Origin of the sequence: Kutzneria buriramensis, assembly GCF_003387475.1 — a bacterium.
GTDB lineage: Bacteria > Actinomycetota > Actinomycetes > Mycobacteriales > Pseudonocardiaceae > Kutzneria > Kutzneria buriramensis.
The window spans coordinates 187,986-207,756 of record NZ_QUNO01000013.1; the positions used below are offsets into that span (position 1 = coordinate 187,986).

Sequence of the window (19,771 nt, forward strand, 5' to 3'; positions counted from 1 at the left end):
CCCGCGGAACGGGGTATTCCGGCGGCATGCGGTTGAGACGGAGCCGGCTGGCCGGCGAGTGCATCACGCGGCGCCGGCGCGGCCGGGGTTTCGCCTACCACCACGACGACGGGTCGCCGGTGACCGACGCGGCGACCGTGGACCGGATCCGGGCGCTCGCGATTCCGCCGGCGTGGCGGGACGTGTGGATCTGCCCGTGGCCCAACGGCCACATCCAGGCCACCGGCACCGACGACGCGGGCCGCAAGCAGTACCTGTACCACGCACAGTGGCGGGAGGACCGGGACCGCGCGAAGTTCGAGCGGGTCCGCAAACTGGCCCGAAAGCTGCCGGCGTTCCGACGTGAGGTGGCCACCGACGTGACCAGCCGCGGGCTGGCCAAGCAGCGGGTGACCGGGGTCGCCCTGCGCATGCTGGAGCAGGGGGTCTTCCGCGTCGGCAACGACGAGTACGTGGAGTCCAACGGCACGTACGGGGTCTCGACGCTGCTGCGTGAGCACGTCACGGTCCGCCGCGACCGGGTGGAGTTCCGCTTTCCGGCCAAGGGGCAGAAGGAGCGGCGGGTGGCGCTGTCGGATCCGGAGCTGGCCAAGGCGGTGACCTCGCTGAAGCGGTCCCGCACCGGCAGCGACCGGCTGCTGATGTACCGGAGCGGGCGGGAGTGGCGGCCGCTGGACGCCCAGGACGTGAACGAGCGCCTGCACGAGCTCGTCGGCGACGACTACACCGTGAAGGATCTCCGCACCTGGAACGCGACCGTGCTGGCGGCGGTGATCCTGGCCGGCAGCACGGGCGGCAAACGGGTGGCGGTCCGGGAGATGTTCAAGGAGGTGGCGCACCACCTGGGCAACACGCCGGCCATCGCCCGAAAGTCCTATGTGGATCCACGGGTGGTCGACGCGTTCGAGGAGGATCGGACGATCCGACCGTCGACCGACCTGGAACGGGTGGAGCGGGCGGTCGCGCGGCTGCTGGGGCGCGTCGACGCCGACTAGCGGCTCCTTCCGGTTCGGACGGTCCGGCCGGGTTATCCGCAGCCGTGACCGCCTTCGAGGAGCGGCTGCCCACCGCACGCGTCCGGTCGTAGCCGCTCACGCCGGATCCTTGACCACCCGGACCGAGTCCAGCTGGGAGTCGGCCGGATCGGGCAGCTGCATGCCGGCGGCCAGGCCGCTGCGCAGGTACTCCAGCATCTCCCTGGTGATCACCTCGCCGGGCACCAGCGCGGGCGCGCCGGGCGGGTAGGGGCTGATCATCTCGGCCGCCACCCGGCCGACCGCCTTGTCCGCGGCCACCTGCTCGGTCTCGCCGAAGAACGCGTCGCGCGGCAGCATCACCGTGCGCAGCTCCAGGTCGCCCGGGCGGGGCAGGTCGACCTGCGGCGGCCGCTCCATGCCCTTGGCGGCCGCGACGAGGTCCCGCAGCGCCGACACCAGCGCCGAGGCGGTCTGCTCGTCGTCGGCGACGGTGATCATCGCAACGATCCGCCGGTGGTCGGACAGGCCGACGGTCACCCGCCGGCTCGAGCGCAGCCAGTCCGACGCCTGGTAGCCGCTGATGCCCAGCTCGGCCAGGTCGACGACGACCTTGAGCGGGTCGAAGGACGCCGCCAGGTCGGGGCCGACGAACTCGCGCTCCCCCATCACCCGCAGCCCCGGCAGGCCGTCGATCTCGGTCCGCACGCGCTCGGCCAGCGACAGCGCGGTCGACAGCAGCTTGTCGCCCTGCTCGACCATCTGCCGGCGCCAACCGTCCACAGTGGCATAGACCAGCGACGACGCGCTGGTCGTGCCGAGGATGTCCTCACGGGCCTTCAGCACCGCCGGGTCGACCCGGCTGCCCTGGAGGTGGAACACCGAGCTCTGCTCCACGGCCACGCCCATCTTGTGCACGCTCGTCACGCACAGATCGGCGTCGGCGTCCATCGCCCACGGCGGCAGGTCCGGATGGAACGGCAGGTGCGCGCCCCACGCCTCGTCCACGATGAGAGGCTTGTCGAACTCGTGGCACACCTCGGCGATCGCCTTGATGTCGCCACAGGTCCCGTAGTCGGTCGGCGTCACCAGCAGCATGCCCTTGGCCTCGGGCTCTGCCTCGAACGCCCGGCGCACCTCGTCCGGGCCGGGTGGGTGCGACAGGTGCCGCTCCCCGTCCCAGTGCGGATGCACCCAGACCGGCGACACGCCGCTGATGATCAGGCCGGAGATCACCGACTTGTGCGCGTGCCGCACCACGATCAGCTTCTCGTGCGGCCCAGCCACCGCCAGCATCGCGGACTTGACCGACAGCGAGCTGCCACAGGTGGAGAAGAACGTGTGGTCCGCGCCAACCGCGTCGGCCATCAACTCCTGGGCCTGCTGGAGCACGCCGTGGCGCAGCAGCCGGTCGTCCAGGCCGTTCGGCCCCAGCACGTCGCTGGTGAACACGCCCTCGCCCACCACGTCGACGACCCTGGGGTCCGCCCCGCGCCCCTGCTTGTGGCCGGGCGGAGTGAACGGCACGATGCCCTGCTCGTGGAACTCGGCCAGGGCTTCGAGCACAGGTGCCTTGCTGTGGTCCATGCGGACGGTTTCCCTTCGTGCCACCGACGAAACTCACGTCGGCCAGGCCAGCAGGTCCAGCACGTCCGCCATTCGGGCGGCCCCGTCGTGGGCGGCCCGCTGGCGCTGCGCGCCGTTGCCCGCCGCTCGCACCTGGTCCAGGGCATGCGCCGCGAAGTCGGCATCGTCGTTGGCCCGCAGCCAGGGTTCCAGGTCCGCCACGAGATCGTTCACGACCTGCCAGGCCGGCACGAGTCTTCCCGTGCGCGGGGCCACGCAGCGCCCGGTCAGGCCGTCACGGGCGGAACGCCACAACCAGGCCCGCAGCACCTCCGGCGGCGGGATCGCGGCCGGGGTGTCGGTGTCCAGGGCCTGCGCGGCCAGGCCCCGTACCAGGACGGCGAGCAGGGCGGCCTCGGTCGGGGTCGGGAGGACGTCGGCGATGCGCACCTCGACCGTGGGCTGGTGGGCGGAAAGCCTTACGTCCCAATAGATCATGCCCCGATCGAAGGCGGCACCGGCGACGGTCAGGGCATCGACCCGCGACTCGTACTCGTCCACGGAATCGAAGTGCGGCGGCGGGCCGGCCGACGGCCAACGCTGCCACAACAGGTGCCGCGCACTCGCGTAGGCGGTGTCCTCGCCGTTGCGGTACGGGGAGTTGGCGGTCAGCGCCAGCAGCACCGGCAGCCAGGGCCGGACGTGGTTGCTGATGTGCAGCCCGGTCGCCGCGTCGGGGATCCCCACGTGCACGTGGCAGGCGCACGTCAGCGACGCCAAGGCGATCGCCCCGAACTCCCGCGCCATCCGGTGGTAGCGGACGTCCGGGGTGAACCGCGCCGGGCGGTCGTCGGCCATCGGCGCGGTGCCGCTGGCCAGCAGCCGCAGGCCCTGCTCGGCCGCCTCCGCGGCCAGCCGGTCGCGCAGCCCGCGCAGGCCGTCGACCACCTCCTCGGCCGTCTCGCACACGTCGGTGGCCGATTCCACCTGGCAGCGTCGCAACTCGTGCTCGACCTGCCCGTCCTCGTCGGACACCTGCTCGGAGATCTCCGGCCCCGCGGCCGCGAGCCGGCCGTCCCCGTCGACCAGCAGGAACTCCTCCTCGACGCCCAGCGTCAACGCCGATCTGCCACTCATATCGGGAATATGCCCCTTCGTCTGGGCGGTTCAAACGCGCCCAGCGCGAGGCGCGCGAAGGCGTCGGGCACCTGGTACGGGAACGCGTGCGGCAGGCCGGGGACGGTGACCAGCTCATCGCCGAGCGAGGCCGCCCAGGCCGGTGTGCACATCGGGTCCCGCTCGCCGCGCACCACCGTGACCGGGCACGTCACGCCGGCGAGGAGATCCTCCAGCGGATGCCGCAGCATCGAGCGCAGCAGCACCCAGATCCGCCGGAGGCCGGCCCGCCGCCACTCGGGAAACTCCTGCCGCCCCAGGGAGGACGGCTCTCGCGTGCTGTCGATGAGCCACCGCGCCACCACCCGCGGCACGGAGCGGTACGCGGGATCGATGGTCGGGCTGCCGAGCACCAGCCGTGTCACGGGCGCCTCGCGAGCCGCCATGGCGGCGACCTGCGTGCCGGACGAATGGCCCACCAGCACGACGTCACGGCCACGGACACGATCGGCCACCAGCGTGGCGTACTGCGGGACCGTCAGCAGCGGCCCCGTGGTCGGCAGGCGGACGAGCTCGCAGTCCGCCCCTGCGTGCACGACGCACCGGACGGTCGGCTCCAGGTACCGCGCCACGGCGAGGCCCGGCACGACGATGACGTCAGGCGGTGCGCGCATGGCCGAGTTGCTCGAGGATCTTCCGCACGCTGACCCGCAACTGCCGGTCGCCGGTCGGGATGGCCGACGAATACGTTGCTAAGGCGGCGAAATCCGCCGGATAGCGGGCGGTGTCGGTGGCGGGCAGGCGCACGCTGCGGCCGTACTCGCGCAGGCCGAGCCAGTCGTCGGGGCCGGCGATGCCGGCCGAGTTCACGCCGTGCGGGAACAGCAGCACGTCGACGTCGGTGTAGTGCCGGTCCTGGAGGTACTCGGTCACGGCGCGCAGCGCGTCCCGGACCGGGAAGGCCGTCCAGAACGGCACGATCCCCCCCTCGTTGACGCCGACGGGATCCACCAGCACGAACGACTCCACCAGCAGCCGACGGGCCGGCCGGTCGGCGGCGCGCAGCCAGCCCCGGTGCATGTCGGCGACCGTGGCGGACAGCCCGTGCGGGTCCGGAAATCTGATCCGGTACACCGGATGCCCGTGCGCCGCCGCCCAGCGGTCGATCGAATCCCCCAGTGCCGGCGCGAACCCCCACTCGGCCTCCGGCGCGTGGGAGTCCGCGGCCGGGGCATCGAAGGCGCTCAGCGGCGAGCCCTGTGCGGCCAGGAACTCCGCCACGCGTGGGCTGCCGCCGAGGTACTCGTCGGGCCGGAGGCCGCCGTAGGCGCCGGTCTGGAACACGTGGCGGTCGCCGATGCGCGTCACCGGCCAGGACAGCCCGCAGTCCACGACGATGATCGGTCCGCCGGGCATCACCCGGGTGGCCAGGAACTCCTCGTACGCCCGGGGCAGCTGCCGCCACTTGAGCCGGAAGTACGTCATCAGGTCGATCATCAGGCGGTCCTGGTTGCCGTCGTGCATATGGTGCAGGACGACGTCAGGGTTGTTGGCCAGCAACGGTTGCGCCGCGGCGGCCCCGAAGTCGGCCGCCCGCGCGGGACGGTCGGGGTCGTTGCCGGCCCACCGGACCGGCACCAGCATCGTCTGCGGCAGCCAGGGAATTCCCCCCGCCGCGCACAGATGCGCCATCGCGCCGTTGCTGGAGCCGATCACCGCGGCCGGGTACTGCGGCGGCCATTCGCCGTAGTGGCCGACCATCCACGCCGCCACCTGCTGCATGTCGATGGACGCCAGCATCTCCGGCGTCACGCCCTCGGCGGCGCCGGAAATGCGGTACAGCTGCGTGCGCAGCCCCTCCGGCAGCAGGCGCGACAGGCGCAGCGGCACGGCCGCCAGCCGACCCTGGCCCAGCACCTCGAACCTCTTGCCCCGCAAGGCGAGCGAGACCGCGCGCAGCAGGGCGGTGGCGGAGTCGAACCCCGCCACCGCCCGCTTCGGTGCGACAGTGGACATCTACTGCCCGACCTTGACCCCGGGCTCGCCGAACTCGTACTGGATGCCGGACCGGACCTCCTTGCGCGGCTTGCCCACCGGCAGGACCGGGCGGCCGAACGTGCTGTGCAGCATCATCGCCGAGGCGGTGTAGAACGCCAGCGCGGCCGAGGCCACCAGCACGATGCCGCCGATCGGCACCAGGAACTTCATCGACGCCACCCAGCCGATGGCCAGCAGCGTCACGCCGCCGGCCAGGGTCACCAGCACCGAGGTCAGGGCGGCGTTCGCGGCCATCGCCGCCAGCGCGCCCACCCAGGTGATGGCGCCGAGCACGATGAACCAGTAGCCGAACGTCACCTGGGCCGCGTGCGACGCCGCCGGCGCCGGCACCACCTTGGTCGCGATCAGCAGGTTGTACAGGCCGTAGGCCAGCCAGAACGAGCCCCACATGCCGTGCATGGCGGTGGCCAGGCCGTCCCGGGCGCGGTAGGACCACATGCCGGCCAGGAACTGCGCCACGCCGCCGAACATCACCGCGAACGGGAACAGCACGAGCGGCGTGGTGCTGTCGTCGCCGTACCAGCCGGCCAGGTGCGCCGCGACCATGAAGGTGGAGGCCGCGAAGCCGAACAGGCCGAGGATGGACGGGGCGGCGACCGGTTGGAGCGAGATCTGTGTGTGCGTCCGCCAGTAGGACAGGTCCGCACCCTCGTCGAGGACGCGGCCGCCGTTGACGGCGTCGGATTTGTGCGTCATGTCGACCTTCTCGAACGAAGGAATGGAACGGTGACCCCAGGGAGTCACCTGCCACTTCCGCGACATGGCGCAGTGATACCCGCCGTTCGACCGGTCAAACGGCTGTTTTCAGGCGTGCGCGCTCTGCACGGCCAGCGGGTCGCTCGGCGCGTCCTTCTTGGCCGCGGCCATCCGTTCCCCCAGCTCCTGCAGCCGCTTGCGGCCCATGGCCTTGCGGACCTGCGGGAACCACTCCTGTTCCTCCTCCTCGACATGGTGGCGGACGTTCTCGATGAGCACCGTCACCTTCGCCTCGAAGTTCTCCGCCGTCGGCTCCAGCTTGGCCAGCTCGGACAGCATCCACATCACGACGTGGTGCTCCTCGACGCTCTCCAGCACGTGGTCCTCGGTCTGCGGCACCGCCTCGCGCGCCTCCGGGTAGAAGATCGCCTCCTCGATGTAGGCGTGCGTGGTCAGCTCCTTGATGATCGACTCGACCAGTCGCCGCCTGGTGGCGTGGGCCCGGTCGCCGGTCCGCTCGAACTTCTTGAACAACTGCTCGACGGTCTTGTGGTCTTCCTTCAGCAGCACGATGGCGTCGGTCGACACGGGGTCACTCCTCCCGGCACGGACAACACGAGACACCCACGGATACCCGTCCCCACCTGCGACAAACGCGGTTTTCGGACCGGCCCCGGCGAGGTACACCGGGTGTGTCCGATATCGACAGTGGAGGAAAGACCATGCCCGGCGCCAAGGAACTCCCCAGCACGCTCAAGCGCTCCTCGCAGAAGGCCCAGCGCACCTGGATCAAGGCGCACGACTCGGCCGTCGACGAGTACGGCGAGGGCCGGCGCTCGCACCAGACCGCGTTCGCGGCGCTCAAGCACGGCTTCGAGAAGGTCGGCGACCACTGGGAGGCCAAGAGGAACAAGGGCCCGTCGGATCGACAGGCCGCGCAGAGCAACCGCGCCAAGCCGCGGAAGACGGCCGGCGGCGTCGACGCGAACGCCAGCAAGAGCCACCTGTACGACGTGGCCAAGAAGCTGGACGTGCCGGGACGCTCGTCCATGACCAAGCAGCAACTGGTGCAGGCCATCCAGAAGGCCAACACCCGCAAAACCGCCCGGTCCCGCTGACCGAACCCCCGTGAGTCGCGCTCACAGACACACCGAATGCAGGTTTCGGGCAGATCCAGGACCTCGGTCTCGGATCTGCCCGAAACCTACATTCGGTATGCCCCAGAGCGCGACTCGCGGGGGTTCGCGGCGTCGACGTGCTGGTGAACTGCTCCGGCACGGGCATCCGCCGGCTCGCCATGGAGCTGGACTTCGACACCTGGCGGCAGGTGCTGTCGGTGGACCTGGACGGCGTCTTCGTCTGCGCGCAACGGGCCGCCAAGCACACGATCCGCGGCGGGCGGATCATCACGATCACCAGCGTGCACGAGCACGCGCCGCGGGTCGGCACCGGCCCGTACTGCGCGGCCAACGCGGGCGTCGGCATGCTGACCCGGGTGCTGGCCCTGGAACTGGCCGAACACGGCATCACGGTCAACGCCGTGGCGCCGGGCGAGATCGCCACGGCGATGACGGGCCAGGAGGACGTGGATCCGCACACGCAGCGCCGACCCGGCATCCCGCTGGGCCGCCCGGGCGCGGCGAGGGAGGTCGCGGCCGCGGTCGCGTTCCTCGCCACGCCCGCCGCGGGCTACGTCACCGGCGCCTCGCTGGTGGTCGACGGGGGGATGCTCCAGATGGGGCCACAGGCCGGCTCGCACCTGACGAGCGACGACTGGCGCACGCCGTGAGGAACCTCAACGCCGCAACGCCTCCCGCTTGACCCAGCCGACCACGGCGGTGGCCACGAACAACACGACGCCGAGGATCAGCAGCCACACCAAGCCCTTCACGACCGCGCCGACGACGGCGCAGACGAGCCAGATCACCAGCAGCAGTCCGATCAGACCGAGCATGAGACACCTCCTGTGCAAGGGTGTCTTTTCATACCCGCTGCCCGACTCCGTCAAACGAGACGACCGCTGCGTTGCCGGACGGCCGAACCTGAAGCAAGCTGGAGTCCTCCAGTCCAGTGGCAGAGAGGCCGGCACGGTCGGTGAGCGACGTCTTCCCGGGCAGCAGCGAGATGGCCACGCGCATGCGCGCCTTCGACTGGGCCGCGTCCGCGCTCGGCGAGCCGGCGGACTGGCCGGAGACGATGCGCGCCGCCGTCCGCATCTGCCTGACCTCGCGGTTCCCGATGATCCTGTGGTGGGGCCCGGAACTGCGCTTCCTCTACAACGACGCGTACCTGCCGCTGCTGGGCTCGAAGCACCCGGCGCTGGACAAACCCGGCCGCCAGGTGTGGTCGGAGATCTGGCACATCATCGGGCCGATGCTGGACAGCGTGCTGGCCACCGGCGAGGCGACCTGGTCCGACGACCTGCTGCTGCCGATGAACCGGCACGGGTACTGGGAGGAGACGTACTGGACGTACTCCTACAGCCCGCTGCTGGACGAGGCCGGCGCGGTGGTCGGCGTGTTCACGGCCGTTGCCGACACCACCGCCCGGGTGGTCGGCGGCCGGCGGATGGCCGCGCTCCAGGACCTGAGCGCGCAGGCCGGCGGGACGACCGTGGCCGAGGCGTGCGACCGCATCCAGGGCTGGGCCGCCCGGCACGGGGCGGACGTCCCCCACGTGCAGATAGCGCTGGGCCGAACGGGTGACGACCGCTGGCCGCTCGCGCAGGTGATCCGTGACGGCGAACCGCTGGTGGTCGGCGACGTGACCGGCCTGCCGACGGGCGGCTGGGCGACGCCGCCGACCGAGGCGATGGTGCTGCCGCTGCGCAACGACGCCGGCGACGAGCCGCTGGGGGCCGTCGTGCTGGCGGCCAGCGGTGGCCGGGCCCTGGACGAGGACTATCAGGCGTTCCTGCGGCTGGTCGCCGACCAGATCGCGGCGCTGGTCAACGGCGCGATGGCCTACCAGGCGCAGCAACGCCGGGCGGAGGAGCTGGCCGAGCTCGACCGCAGCAAGACGGTGTTCTTCTCCAACATCAGTCACGAGTTCCGCACGCCGCTGACCCTGATCGCCGGGCCGCTGCGGGAGCTGCGGGAAACCGCGCCGCCGGCCGTGGACGAACAGCTGTCCATGATCGAGCGCAACGCGATGCGGCTGGGCAAGCTGGTGAACGCGCTGCTGGACTTCTCCCGCATCGAGGCCGGCCGCGTGCAGGCCCGCTACGAGCCGGTCGACCTCGGCGCGCTCACGACCGAGCTGGCCAGCGTGTTCCGGGCCGCGATGGAGAAGGCCGGCCTGGACCTGCGCGTGGACTGCGGCACGCTGGACCGGCCGGTGCACGTGGACCGCGAGATGTGGGAGAAGGTGGTGCTCAACCTGCTGAGCAACGCCTTCAAGTTCACCCTCGCCGGTTCCGTGACGGTCACGCTGCGGGCCGACGGCGACCATGCGGTGTTGTGCGTGCGCGACACCGGCGTGGGCATCCCGGAGCCGGAGATGGCGCGGCTGTTCGAGCGGTTCCACCGGATCGAGCAGCCCCGCGCGCGGTCGACCGAGGGCAGCGGCATCGGCCTCGCGCTCGTACGGGAACTCGTGCGCCTGCACGGCGGTTCGATCGAGGCCGAGAGCGTCGCCGACGAGGGAACCTGTTTCACCGTGAGGATCCCGTTCGGCGACGGGCACCTGCCGGCGGCGAAGGTCGCGCCGTCGGCCGAGGCCGCCACGCCGTACCTGGAGGAGGCGCTGCGCTGGCTGCCGCCGGACGTGCCGTCGGGCGGGCCGTTCGACCAGGGTCCCGGTTACGTGCTCGTCGCCGACGACAACGCCGACATGCGCGACTACCTGGCCCGGCTGCTGGGCGCCAGGCACACCGTGCAGACGGTCGGCGACGGCGCCCGCGCGCTGGACCTGGTCCGATCGGACCCGCCGGACCTGCTGATCAGCGACGTGATGATGCCGGGTCTGGACGGGATCAGCCTGGTGCGGGAGCTGCGGTCGGATCCGCGGACGGCCCGCCTGCCGGTGCTGCTGCTGTCGGCCCGGGCCGGTCAGGAGGCCGCCGCCGAGGGGCTGCGGGCCGGAGCCGACGACTACCTGGTCAAGCCGTTCGCCGCCGGTGAGCTGCTGGCCCGCGTGAACACGCACGTCCGGCTGGGCCGGGTCCGCCGCCAGGGCGAGGAGCGGTTCCGCACCATGGCCGACGTCGCGCCGGCGCTGATCTGGGCGTCGGACCGGGACGGCCGGCGGGTGCTGACCAACCGCGGCTGGCACGAGTTCACCGGCCAGGACGGGCTGGGCGAGCAGTGGCAGGCGGCGCTGCACACCGACGACCGCGACCGCTACCTGGGCACGTTGCGGCGGGCCACCGAGACCGGCGAGCCGTTCGACATCGAGTACCGGCTGCGCCGCGCCGACGGGGCGTACCACTGGGTGCTGGAACACGCGGTGCCGATCGGCAGCGGCGAGGAGTTCAACGGCCACGTGGCCAGTTGCGTGGACGTGAACGAGCGCTACCGGGAGGCCGAGCGGCAGCGGCTGTTGGCCCAGGTCGGCCTGGCGTTGGACGCCGAACCCGGTGTGCGGCACCGGATGGAACGGCTCACCGCGCTGCTGATCGACGCCCGGCTGGCCGACACGTGCACGGTCAGCCACATCACCGACGCCGGCCTGCCGGCGGTGCTGGCCAGCGCCGGCGCGCCGGAGATTCCGCCCACCGTGGCGTCGATCGACGAGCCGACCCTGGTCGACGGCGGCATGATGGTGCTGCCGCTGCGCGCTCGCGGCGAGTTGCTCGGCGTGCTGAGCATGCACCGCTCGGCGGACGGCCCGCCGTACCAGGAGAACGACCTGCTGACGGCGGCGAAGATCGCCGACCGGGCCGGCGTGGCGCTGGACAACGCATTGCTGCTGGCGGAGGAGCAGGCCACCGCGCGCCGGCTGGCCCTGTTGCAGGAAGCCACTTCCGACTTCTCCGCCGCCACGACGCCGCACCGCGTCGCGGAAACCGCCGTGGCGCACGGGAAGCGGCTGCTGCTGGACCACGAGTACGCCGTCTTCGAGCAGCGCGACCCGCAGCGGCTGGAGCCGCTGGCCGTGCGCGGCCAGCGGCACGGACGCAACCGGGTGGACCTGAGCGAGCCCTCCCCCGTCGCGGAGGCGATCGCCTGCCGGTCGCCGATCTGGCTGGATCGCCTCGCGGACCTGCGGGACTCCTACCCGGGTTTCATCGACGAGGCGATGTCCGCCGGCTTCCGCTCCGGCGCGGTGATTCCGTTGCTGGCCAACGGAAAGTGCATCGGCGTGCTGGCGCTGGCCAGCCGCCGCGAGTTCCCGCTGACCGACGGCGACAAGCGCGCCGCGCTGGCGTTGGCCGAGCAGTGCGCGCAGGCGCTGGACCGGGCCCGCCTGTACCAGGCCGAGCACGAGATCGCCGAGACGTTGCAACGGAGTCTGCTGCCGGCGCGGCTGCCGGTGCTGGACCGTCTCGCGCTGGCCGCCCGCTACCTCGCCGGGGCGGCCTTCAGCCAGGCCGGCGGCGACTGGTACGACGTGCTTCCGCTGGACGACGACCGGGTCGCGCTGATCGTCGGGGACGTCGTCGGCCAGGGGCCGCGGGCGGCCGCCGCCATGGGCCAGCTGCGCAGCACGCTCGCCGCGTACCTGCTGGAGGGGCACCCGCCGGCCAGCGCCCTGGCGCGGCTGGACGAGTTCGCCGCCCGCATCCCCGACGCCCTGGCGTCCACGGTGGTGTGCGTGGTGGTCGACTGCGCGGCGGCGGAGCTGCGCTGGGCGCGCGCCGGGCACCTGCCGCCGTTGGTCATCATGGACGGTCGCACCGAGTTCCTGAGCGGTGCTCGCGGACCGGTGCTGGGTCTGGGCACCGGCATGAAGTTCACCGAGGAACGCTGCTCGCTGTCGCCGCGCGCCGGCATCGTGCTGTACACGGACGGCCTGGTCGAGCGGCGGGACGCCGACCTGGACGCCGACCTCGCGCGACTGGCCGAGACGGCGACGGACCTGCCGCCCGAGGACCTCGCGGTCTGGCTGGTCGACCACCTGCTGACCGACGAGGGCCCCAGCGACGACGTGGCGCTGGTGGTCGCGCGGCTGATGCCCGAGCCGCTGCTCCGCACGCTGCCGGCCCGGCCCGACCAACTGGCCGTGTCCCGGGCCGACATCGCCGAGTGGGCGCGGCGGATCGGGCTGCCCGGCCCGCTGACCGAGGACCTGCTGCTGATCTCCGGTGAGGCCACGGCGAACGCCATCGAGCACGCCTACCGGGACCGCCCGCCCGGCGAGTTCAGCTACGACCTGCGCTGCACGCCCGACGGCGGCATCGCCGGCGTGGTCAGCGACAACGGCTGCTGGCGTCCGCCGCCCGCCGACAACGGCAGCCGGGGTCGCGGCCTGTCCATGATCCGGGCCGCCTCCACCCGTTCGGACGTGCACGGCTCGGCCGCCGGCACGCGCGTCGAATTCACGCTCCCGCCCGCGGTTGCCGGCCCCGGTGGGGCTGGCTATGGTCGGGTTCATGGGCGCTGATCGAGATTTCCCGACGCCCGCGGACGCGACGCCACCGGCCCTGGCCGCGGTCGACATCCTGGGACCGGTCGCCGTCATCCACGTCAGCGGCGAGATCGACATGACCAGCCGCGACGCCGTCGAGCGGGTGCTCACCCGAACGGTCGACGGCCGGCCCGACACGGTGGTCATCGACCTGTCCGACGTCACCTTCTTCGGCTCGTCCGGATTGCAGATGCTGGCCGAGGCGCGGTCCCACGCCGCCGCCAACCGGGTGACGCTGCGGCTGGTCGCCAGCAGCCGGAAAGTGTTGCGGCCCTTGGAGATCACCGGAATGACGGCGGCCTTCCCGGTCTACGCCTCCGTCACCGAGGCGGTCTCGGCCTGACCGTTCGGCGGCTGGCCCGCCGAATCCGTTTCGCCCGTCCCCGAACGGGCAGCCCGCTGCCGTCCCCGATCCGACACGAGGAGGGCAGGCAGCGATGACCAGCAGGAGGATTCTCCCCGACGCCGCCGCCTGGGCGTGGCAGCGGCGCGCCGCCTGCCGCGGCGTGCCGGAGACGATGTTCTTCCACCCCGACCTGGAGCGCGGCTCGGCGCGGCGGGCCCGCGACGCGAAGGCCAAGGCGGTGTGCGCCGGCTGTCCGGTGATCCTGGAGTGCCGGCGGCACGCGATCGCCGCCGAGGAGCCCTACGGCGTGTGGGGCGGCCAGGACGAGGACGAGCGCCGGCAGATCATCGTCCGGCGGCGCCGGCAGGCCCGCCGCTCGATCGAACTAGGCCGCATGGTGCAGGACGTGTGATTCGGGCTCCGAGGGGTAGCCTCCAATACAGAGAACCGATCCGTCGAAGAAGGTGACGGAATGCCGCAGCACCGCGACGTGGTCGTGGTCGGCGCATCCGCCGGCGGAGTCGAGGCGTTGCGCGAACTGCTGTCGGCACTGCCCGCGGACCTGCCCGCCGCCGTGCTGGTGGTGTTGCACATGCCCACCGGCGGCACAAGTGCGCTGCCGGCGATCCTGCGCCGAGCCGGCCGTCTGCATGTGCAGCCGGCCGCGAACGGGGCGTCGCTGCGGCATGGCCACGTGTACACGGCGGTGCCCGATCACCACCTGCTGGTGGTGGGCGACGTGATGGCGCTGTCGCGGGGTCTTACCGAGAACGGGCACCGGCCGGCGGTGGACGTGCTGTTCCGGTCGGCGGCGCACACGGTCGGCCCGCGCGCCATCGGCGTCGTGTTGTCCGGCAGCCTCGACGACGGCGCCGCCGGCCTGATGTCGATCGCCGCCCATGGCGGGGCGGCGGTGGTGCAGGAGCCGGTCGACGCGATCTGCGCGGGCATGCCGGCGAACGCGCTGCGCGAGGTGCCGACGGCCCGCGTCGCGCCGATCGCGCAGCTGGCCGACGTGATCACCGAGCTCACCGCCGAACGGGTCGGTGGCCAGCCGGTCGGCCACGACTGGACCGAGGAGGCACTGGCCGTGCGGAAGGACGACGCGCTGGAGCGCGCGCTGTGGACGGCACTGCGTACCCTGGACGAGAAGATCAGCCTGGGCCACCGGATGGAGCAGACGGCCATGCAGCGCGGCAACGGCTACGGCGCCCGCTGGTACGCCGCGTCGGTCGCCGAGGCGACGCAGGCCGCGGACGTGCTGCGGCACTTCATCCGCGACGACGTCCTCGCCCAGGAGGGGACGGCGCGGTGACCATCCGTACGAACCTGGACATCGACGTCAGCCCGCGGGGCAAGGCGCTGCTGGTCCGGTTGGTGGGCGACCTGGGCCTGGCGACCGTCACCGACGTGCGCAACGCGCTGCTCAAGTGCGTGGCGGACGAGCCGTCCGGGGTCATCGTCCAGCTCGACCGGACGACGGTCCTCACCCCGCTGGCGCTGAGCGTCTTCGGGGTGGTGGCGCGCAAGGCCAGCGACTGGCCCGGTGTGCAGGTCGTGCTCGTCGCCCGGCCCGGCCACACCCGGGAGCTGCTGCGCCGCGGCGCCGTCGACCGCTTCGTGCCGACGTTCGCCCTGGTCGCGGAGGCGGTTCGGGCGCTGCACGACACCCCGGCGCGCCAGCTCGCCACGCTCGAACTCCCGCCGGCCGCCGGCAGTGCCGCCGCCGCCCGCCGCTTCGTCACCGACACCCTGACCGGCTGGGGACTCGACGCCCTGGTGGAGGACGCCTGCCTGATCGCGTCCGAGCTGGTGGAGAACGCCGTCGAGCACGCCCGCTCGGTGGCGAAGGTGCGGCTGGAGCTGCGCCGCGGCCTGCTCACCGTCGCGGTGCGTGACGCCAGCGCCGCGAGGCCGGCGCGGCTGGAGCCGGGCGCCGTGGTGAACGGCGGTCGCGGCATCTTCATCGTCGACACCCTGTCCAAGGCGTGGGGCACGACCCCGACGTGGGACGGCGGCAAGGTGGTGTGGGCCGCGCTCGCCGTGGCGGCCGGTGCCTGAGGCGCTGGGCCGAGTACGGTTCCGTGCTGTGGTGGACAAGACCTCCGGCGACAGCGTGGACGTGGGCTTCGAGGCGGTTCTGCTGTACCTCAAGGAGGCCCGGGGCTTCGACTTCACCGGGTACAAGCGGACCAGCCTGTCCCGGCGCGTGCGCCGGCGGATGAGCCAGGTCGGCATCGACGACTACGCCGAGTACATCGACTTCCTCCAGGTCAACGCGGACGAGTTCGCCGCGCTGTTCAACGTGCTGCTGATCAACGTGACGAGCTTCCTGCGCGACCCCGAGGCGTGGCAGCACCTGCGCGACGAGGTGCTGCCCAAGCTGCTCGACGAGGTCGGGCCGGACGGGCCGATCCGGGTGTGGAGTGCCGGCTGCGCCTCCGGCCAGGAGGCCTACAGCCTGGCCATCCTGCTCACCGAGGCGCTGGGCGTGGACGCGTTCCGGCAGCGGGTGAAGATCTACGCCACCGACGTCGACGAGGAGGCGCTGGCCCAGGCCCGGCAGGCCGGCTACGGGGAGCGCGAGGTCGAGGGCGTGCCGCCGGAGCTGCTGGAGCGCTACTTCGAGCACCACGCCACCCGGTACGTGTTCCGGCAGGACCTGCGCCGCTCGGTGATCTTCGGCCGCAACGACCTCGTGCAGGACGCGCCGATCTCGCGGATCCACCTGCTGGTCTGCCGCAACACGCTGATGTACTTCAACGCCGAGACCCAGGGCAAGATCCTGGCCCGGCTGCACTTCGCGCTGCTGCCGCATGGCGTGCTGTTCCTCGGCAAGGCCGAGATGCTGCTCAGCTACGACAACCTGTTCACGCCGGTCGACCTCAAGCGGCGGCTGTTCCGCAAGGTGTCGAGCCCGGCGGTCGCGCCGGGCGCCCTGTTCGCGCACCCGGTGCACGCCGACCGCCGCCCCGAGCCGAACACCACCGACGAGCTGCGCGAGCACGCGTTCTCGGCGGCGCCGGTGGCGCAGGTGGTGATCAACAGCGACGACCAGGTCTCGCTGATCAACCAGCAGGCCGAGGCGATGTTCGGGCTCGGCCCCCGCGACGTCGGCCGGCCGCTGCGGGACCTGGAGCTGTCCTACCGGCCGGTGGAGCTGCGGGCCCAGGTCGAGCGGGTCAAGCTCGAACGGCGGACGTTGCGGCTGCGGGACATCGAGTGGCAGCGCGGTCCGAACGACACGGTGTGGCTGGACGTGCACCTCAACCCGCTCACCAACGAACGCGACCTGCTGGGCGTCTCGGTGGTGTTCCACGACGTGAGCGCGGCCCGGCGGCTGCTGGACGAGCTGGAGCACGCCAACCGCCGGCTGGAGTCGGCGTACGAGGAGCTCCAGTCCACCAACGAGGAACTGGAGACGACCAACGAGGAACTCCAGTCCACGGTGGAGGAGCTGGAGACCACCAACGAGGAACTCCAGTCCACCAACGAGGAACTGGAGACGATGAACGAGGAGCTCCAGTCCACCAACGACGAGCTCCAGACGATCAACGACCGGCTCAGCGAGCGGTCGGTGGAGTTGGACGACCTGAACAACTTCCTGGAGTCGATCCTCACCTCGCTGCGCTCCGGGGTGATCGTGGTGGACCCGGAGATGCGGGTCATCGTGTGGAACCGGGGCTCGGAGGAGCTGTGGGGGCTACGGCGGGACGAGGCCGACGGGCAGCACCTGCTCAACCTCGACATCGGCCTGCCGCTGGCCGAGCTGCGGCCGCTGGTGCGCAGCGCGCTGGTCGACGCGGATCCGATGCGCGAGACCACGCTCGCCGCCGTGAACCGCAAGGGCCGCACCGTCTCGGTGCGGGTCGTGGCCAGCCCGCTCAAGGGCCGCGACGGCGCGACCGAGGGCGCGATCCTCGTACTGGAGGAGAACCGCAGCTGAGGGTCAGTGCAGCGTGCCGTCGGCCGTGCCGACACCGACGACCAGCGCCCCCGGCAGCAGGTCGACGGTCCGGTCGGGACGCAGCACCGGCGCCCACCAGTCCCCCGTGCGCGGGTCGATGATCTCGGGACCGGTCGCGACCCCGCGCTGGAACGACGCCGGGCCGTCGGGGCTGGGGTCGAAGTAGACGAGCACGTCGCCAGCGGTCATGCGCGTGTCGTCGACGCCTGACGGCTCCTCGATGGGCCGGGGAACCGGTCTCCGGGCCGCCGCACGCGGGCGGTTCTCCTCAGAACGCTTCGGTGTCATGGCATCGAGTACCCCGCAGTTGCACGCGCAATCTCCGGGTTTGCGGGTATCCGATCGCATGCTCGGTGTCCTGTTGGCGGTCGCGGCGGCCGCCATGAACGCGGCGGCGTCGGTGTTGCAGCGCAAGGCCGACCGCGACGAGCCGACCCGTCTGGCCTTCTCGTTCCGCATGTTCTTCGACCTGGTCCGGCGGCCGGCGTGGCTGGCCGGCATCGGCGCGGTGGTGGTCGGCTTCGTGCTCCAGGCCGTCGCGCTGGCCGTCAGCGCCATCTCGGTCGTGCAGCCGCTGCTCGTCAGCGAGCTGCCGCTGACCCTGTTGCTGGCCTCGCTCGTGTTCCATCGGCCGATCGCCGCCCGGGACTGGCGGGCGGTGGCGGCGATGGCCCTCGGCCTGGCGGTGTTCTCGTTCTGCCTACAACCCAGCGGCGGTCACCCGCTGCAGCGGCCGTTGTGGGCATGGATCGTGGGTCTGGCGGCCTGCGTGGCCATCATGGGCGCCCTGGTCGCCGCCGGCCGGCGCGCGAAGGGCGGCCGGCGGGCCGGGCTGTTCGGGCTGGCCACCGGCGTCGGGTTCGGCACGACGGCGGTGCTGGTGGCCGCCGCCGGCACGGCTGCCGACCAGGGCCTGGGGACGATGCTGCACACCTGGCAGACGTACGCCATCGTGGTGATCGGTCCGCTGTCGTTCTTCCTGCTCCAGAACGCCTTGCAGGCCGGCACGCTCGTCGCGTCCCAGCCGGGCATGACGCTGAGCAACCCGCTGCTGGCGATGGTCTGGGGCTTCACACTGTTCGGCGAGCACGCCCGCGGCGGCGGCTGGGTGGCCGGCGAGCTGGTCGGCGCGGCGCTCATCGGCCTCGGCACGCTGAGCCTGGTGCGGTCGCCGGTGCTGAACTCGTCGGGGGATGCCTGAGACGCGTTTGTCCGGCGACACCCCGGGTACACGCGCCTCGACCGCCATTTCCGAGCTGGGGAGCCGATGATGAAGGCGATCGTGTGGCACGGCACCGGCGACATCCGCCTCGACACCGTGGACGATCCCAAGATCGAGGAACCGACGGACGCGGTGATCCGGGTGACCCGCGGCGCGATCTGCGGCACCGACCTGCACCTGGTCCGCGGCACGATGCCGGGCATGCGCCCGGGCACGGTGCTGGGCCACGAGGCGGTCGGCGTCGTGACGGAGGTCGGATCCGCCGTGCGGGGGTTCACGCCGGGCGACCGGGTGGTGGTGTGCTCCACCATCGGGTGCGGCACGTGTTCCTACTGCCGGGCCGGTTACTACGCGCAGTGCGACACCGCCAACCCGAACGGCCCGGCGGCCGGCACCAGTTTCTTCGGCGGACCGGAGACCACCGGCCCGGTCGACGGGTTGCAGGCCGAGTACGCGCGGATCCCGCACGCCATGACCACCCTGGTCCCGGTGCCGGAGAACGTCACCGACGACCAGGCCGTCCTGGTGTCGGACATCTACCCCACCGCCTGGTTCGGGGCCCGGCTGGCCGAGATCGGCGACGGCGACACGGTGCTGGTGATGGGCGCCGGCATCGTCGGCCAGTTCGCGGCGCTGTCGGCCCGGCAGCAGGGCGCGAGCCGGGTGCTCGTCGTGGACGGCGTCGAGTCCCGTTTGGACGCCGCCCGCGCACAGCACGCCGAGCCGATCGACTTCAACCGGGAGGACCCGGTCGAGGCCGTCCGCGAGCTCACCGGCGGCATCGGCGCGGACCGGGTGATCGACGCCGTCGGCGTGGACGCGCAGCGGCCGATCTCCGGCCCGGTGGCGGATCAACCCGCCGAGCAGTTCGACCGGGAGCGCGACGAGGCGGCGCCGGAAGCCCGGCCGCGCAACGGACAGTGGGTGCCCGGCGACGCGCCGAGCCTGGCGGCCCGCTGGGCGATCGAGGCGGTGGCCAAGGCCGGCTCCATCGGCGTGATCGGCGTCTACCCGCCCGGCTTCGACCACTTCCCGCTGGGCGAGGCGATGAACAAGAACCTCACCGTCAAGCTGGGCAACTGCAACCACCGCCGGTACGTGCCGAAGCTGCTCGACATGGTCGCCGCCGGCACCGTCGACCCGGCGAAGTTCATCACCCGGCGGGCCGAGCCCGAGTCCGCGATCGAGGCGTACCGGACCTTCGACCGGCGCGAGGAGGGCTGGCTCAAGACCGTGCTCGACGTCTCCTGAACCGGAGG

Annotated in this window: 19 protein-coding genes; 11 read left to right on the forward strand and 8 right to left on the reverse strand. The window is 72.1% G+C overall.

Translation table 11 applies throughout. The annotated features are described in order from the left end of the window. The first annotated feature begins 26 nt into the window (after window positions 1–26). Window positions 27–995, forward strand: a complete 969-nt coding sequence (locus tag BCF44_RS34585) for a DNA topoisomerase IB (protein ID WP_116178651.1) — start codon at window positions 27–29, stop codon at window positions 993–995. 96 nt (window positions 996–1,091) lie between these two features. On the opposite strand, the gene BCF44_RS34590 is transcribed toward BCF44_RS34585, so the two are convergent. From BCF44_RS34590 to BCF44_RS34615, 6 genes are all read right to left on the reverse strand, one after another. Beyond that, complete coding sequence (locus tag BCF44_RS34590) at window positions 1,092–2,561, reverse strand: aminotransferase class I/II-fold pyridoxal phosphate-dependent enzyme (RefSeq protein ID WP_116178652.1); 1,470 nt, start codon at window positions 2,559–2,561, stop codon at window positions 1,092–1,094. Between the two features lie 33 nt (window positions 2,562–2,594). Next, window positions 2,595–3,677 carry a carboxylate-amine ligase gene (locus BCF44_RS34595; RefSeq protein ID WP_116178653.1) on the reverse strand — a complete coding sequence of 361 codons (1,083 nt, stop codon included), beginning with the start codon at window positions 3,675–3,677 and terminating at the stop codon, window positions 2,595–2,597. Beyond that, window positions 3,674–4,330 carry an alpha/beta fold hydrolase gene (locus BCF44_RS34600; protein WP_116178654.1) on the reverse strand — a complete coding sequence of 219 codons (657 nt, stop codon included), beginning with the start codon at window positions 4,328–4,330 and terminating at the stop codon, window positions 3,674–3,676. Before BCF44_RS34600 ends, BCF44_RS34595 begins: the two co-directional genes overlap by 4 nt. Next, the gene (locus BCF44_RS34605; RefSeq protein WP_116178655.1) at window positions 4,314–5,672 is read right to left on the reverse strand and encodes a hypothetical protein; all 1,359 of its coding nucleotides are present in this window, start codon (window positions 5,670–5,672) and stop codon (window positions 4,314–4,316) included. Before BCF44_RS34605 ends, BCF44_RS34600 begins: the two co-directional genes overlap by 17 nt. Then, a complete protein-coding gene (locus BCF44_RS34610) occupies window positions 5,673–6,410 on the reverse strand; it encodes an acetate uptake transporter (RefSeq protein ID WP_116178824.1) in 738 nt (245 codons plus the stop codon). Between the two features lie 108 nt (window positions 6,411–6,518). Next, window positions 6,519–6,998, reverse strand: coding sequence for a hemerythrin domain-containing protein (locus tag BCF44_RS34615; RefSeq protein WP_116178656.1), 480 nt, complete (start codon window positions 6,996–6,998; stop codon window positions 6,519–6,521). Between the two features lie 134 nt (window positions 6,999–7,132). On the opposite strand from BCF44_RS34615, the gene BCF44_RS34620 reads away from it, so the two are divergent. Together BCF44_RS34620 and BCF44_RS34625 are read left to right on the forward strand one after the other, a co-directional pair. Next, entirely contained in the window at window positions 7,133–7,528 is a 396-nt protein-coding gene (locus BCF44_RS34620) for a ChaB family protein (RefSeq protein ID WP_116178657.1), read from the forward strand. Between the two features lie 53 nt (window positions 7,529–7,581). Next, window positions 7,582–8,199, forward strand: coding sequence for an SDR family oxidoreductase (locus tag BCF44_RS34625; RefSeq protein WP_116178658.1), 618 nt, complete (start codon window positions 7,582–7,584; stop codon window positions 8,197–8,199). 6 nt (window positions 8,200–8,205) lie between these two features. Here the strand turns inward: BCF44_RS34625 and BCF44_RS55880 are convergent, their stop codons facing one another. Further along, window positions 8,206–8,364 carry a hypothetical protein gene (locus tag BCF44_RS55880; protein WP_170217899.1) on the reverse strand — a complete coding sequence of 53 codons (159 nt, stop codon included), beginning with the start codon at window positions 8,362–8,364 and terminating at the stop codon, window positions 8,206–8,208. 140 nt (window positions 8,365–8,504) lie between these two features. Between BCF44_RS55880 and BCF44_RS34630 the strand changes: the two genes are divergently transcribed. From BCF44_RS34630 to BCF44_RS34655, 6 genes are all read left to right on the forward strand, one after another. Continuing rightward, complete coding sequence (locus BCF44_RS34630) at window positions 8,505–12,953, forward strand: SpoIIE family protein phosphatase (RefSeq protein WP_147328735.1); 4,449 nt, start codon at window positions 8,505–8,507, stop codon at window positions 12,951–12,953. Then, window positions 12,943–13,320 carry an STAS domain-containing protein gene (locus BCF44_RS34635; protein WP_170217900.1) on the forward strand — a complete coding sequence of 126 codons (378 nt, stop codon included), beginning with the start codon at window positions 12,943–12,945 and terminating at the stop codon, window positions 13,318–13,320. The genes BCF44_RS34630 and BCF44_RS34635 overlap by 11 nt, the downstream gene beginning before the upstream one ends. Before the next feature lie 94 nt (window positions 13,321–13,414). Next, on the forward strand, window positions 13,415–13,735 hold the full coding sequence (locus BCF44_RS34640) for a WhiB family transcriptional regulator (protein WP_116178661.1): 321 nt from the start codon (window positions 13,415–13,417) through the stop codon (window positions 13,733–13,735). Window positions 13,736–13,795: 60 nt separating this feature from the next. Further along, window positions 13,796–14,638 carry a chemotaxis protein CheB gene (locus tag BCF44_RS34645; RefSeq protein WP_116178662.1) on the forward strand — a complete coding sequence of 281 codons (843 nt, stop codon included), beginning with the start codon at window positions 13,796–13,798 and terminating at the stop codon, window positions 14,636–14,638. After that, window positions 14,635–15,384: an ATP-binding protein gene (locus BCF44_RS34650; RefSeq protein ID WP_116178663.1), complete on the forward strand. Its 750-nt coding sequence runs from the start codon at window positions 14,635–14,637 to the stop codon at window positions 15,382–15,384. The genes BCF44_RS34645 and BCF44_RS34650 overlap by 4 nt, the downstream gene beginning before the upstream one ends. 31 nt (window positions 15,385–15,415) lie before the next feature. Further along, window positions 15,416–17,269: a CheR family methyltransferase gene (locus BCF44_RS34655; protein ID WP_116178825.1), complete on the forward strand. Its 1,854-nt coding sequence runs from the start codon at window positions 15,416–15,418 to the stop codon at window positions 17,267–17,269. A gap of 3 nt (window positions 17,270–17,272) precedes the next feature. Here the strand turns inward: BCF44_RS34655 and BCF44_RS34660 are convergent, their stop codons facing one another. Next, a complete protein-coding gene (locus BCF44_RS34660) occupies window positions 17,273–17,479 on the reverse strand; it encodes a hypothetical protein (protein WP_116178664.1) in 207 nt (68 codons plus the stop codon). A gap of 139 nt (window positions 17,480–17,618) precedes the next feature. On the opposite strand from BCF44_RS34660, the gene BCF44_RS34665 reads away from it, so the two are divergent. After that, window positions 17,619–18,491, forward strand: a complete 873-nt coding sequence (locus tag BCF44_RS34665; RefSeq protein ID WP_147328737.1) for a DMT family transporter — start codon at window positions 17,619–17,621, stop codon at window positions 18,489–18,491. 69 nt (window positions 18,492–18,560) lie between these two features. Then, on the forward strand, window positions 18,561–19,763 hold the full coding sequence (locus tag BCF44_RS34670; protein WP_116178826.1) for a zinc-dependent alcohol dehydrogenase: 1,203 nt from the start codon (window positions 18,561–18,563) through the stop codon (window positions 19,761–19,763). The last annotated feature ends 8 nt before the right edge of the window (window positions 19,764–19,771 follow it).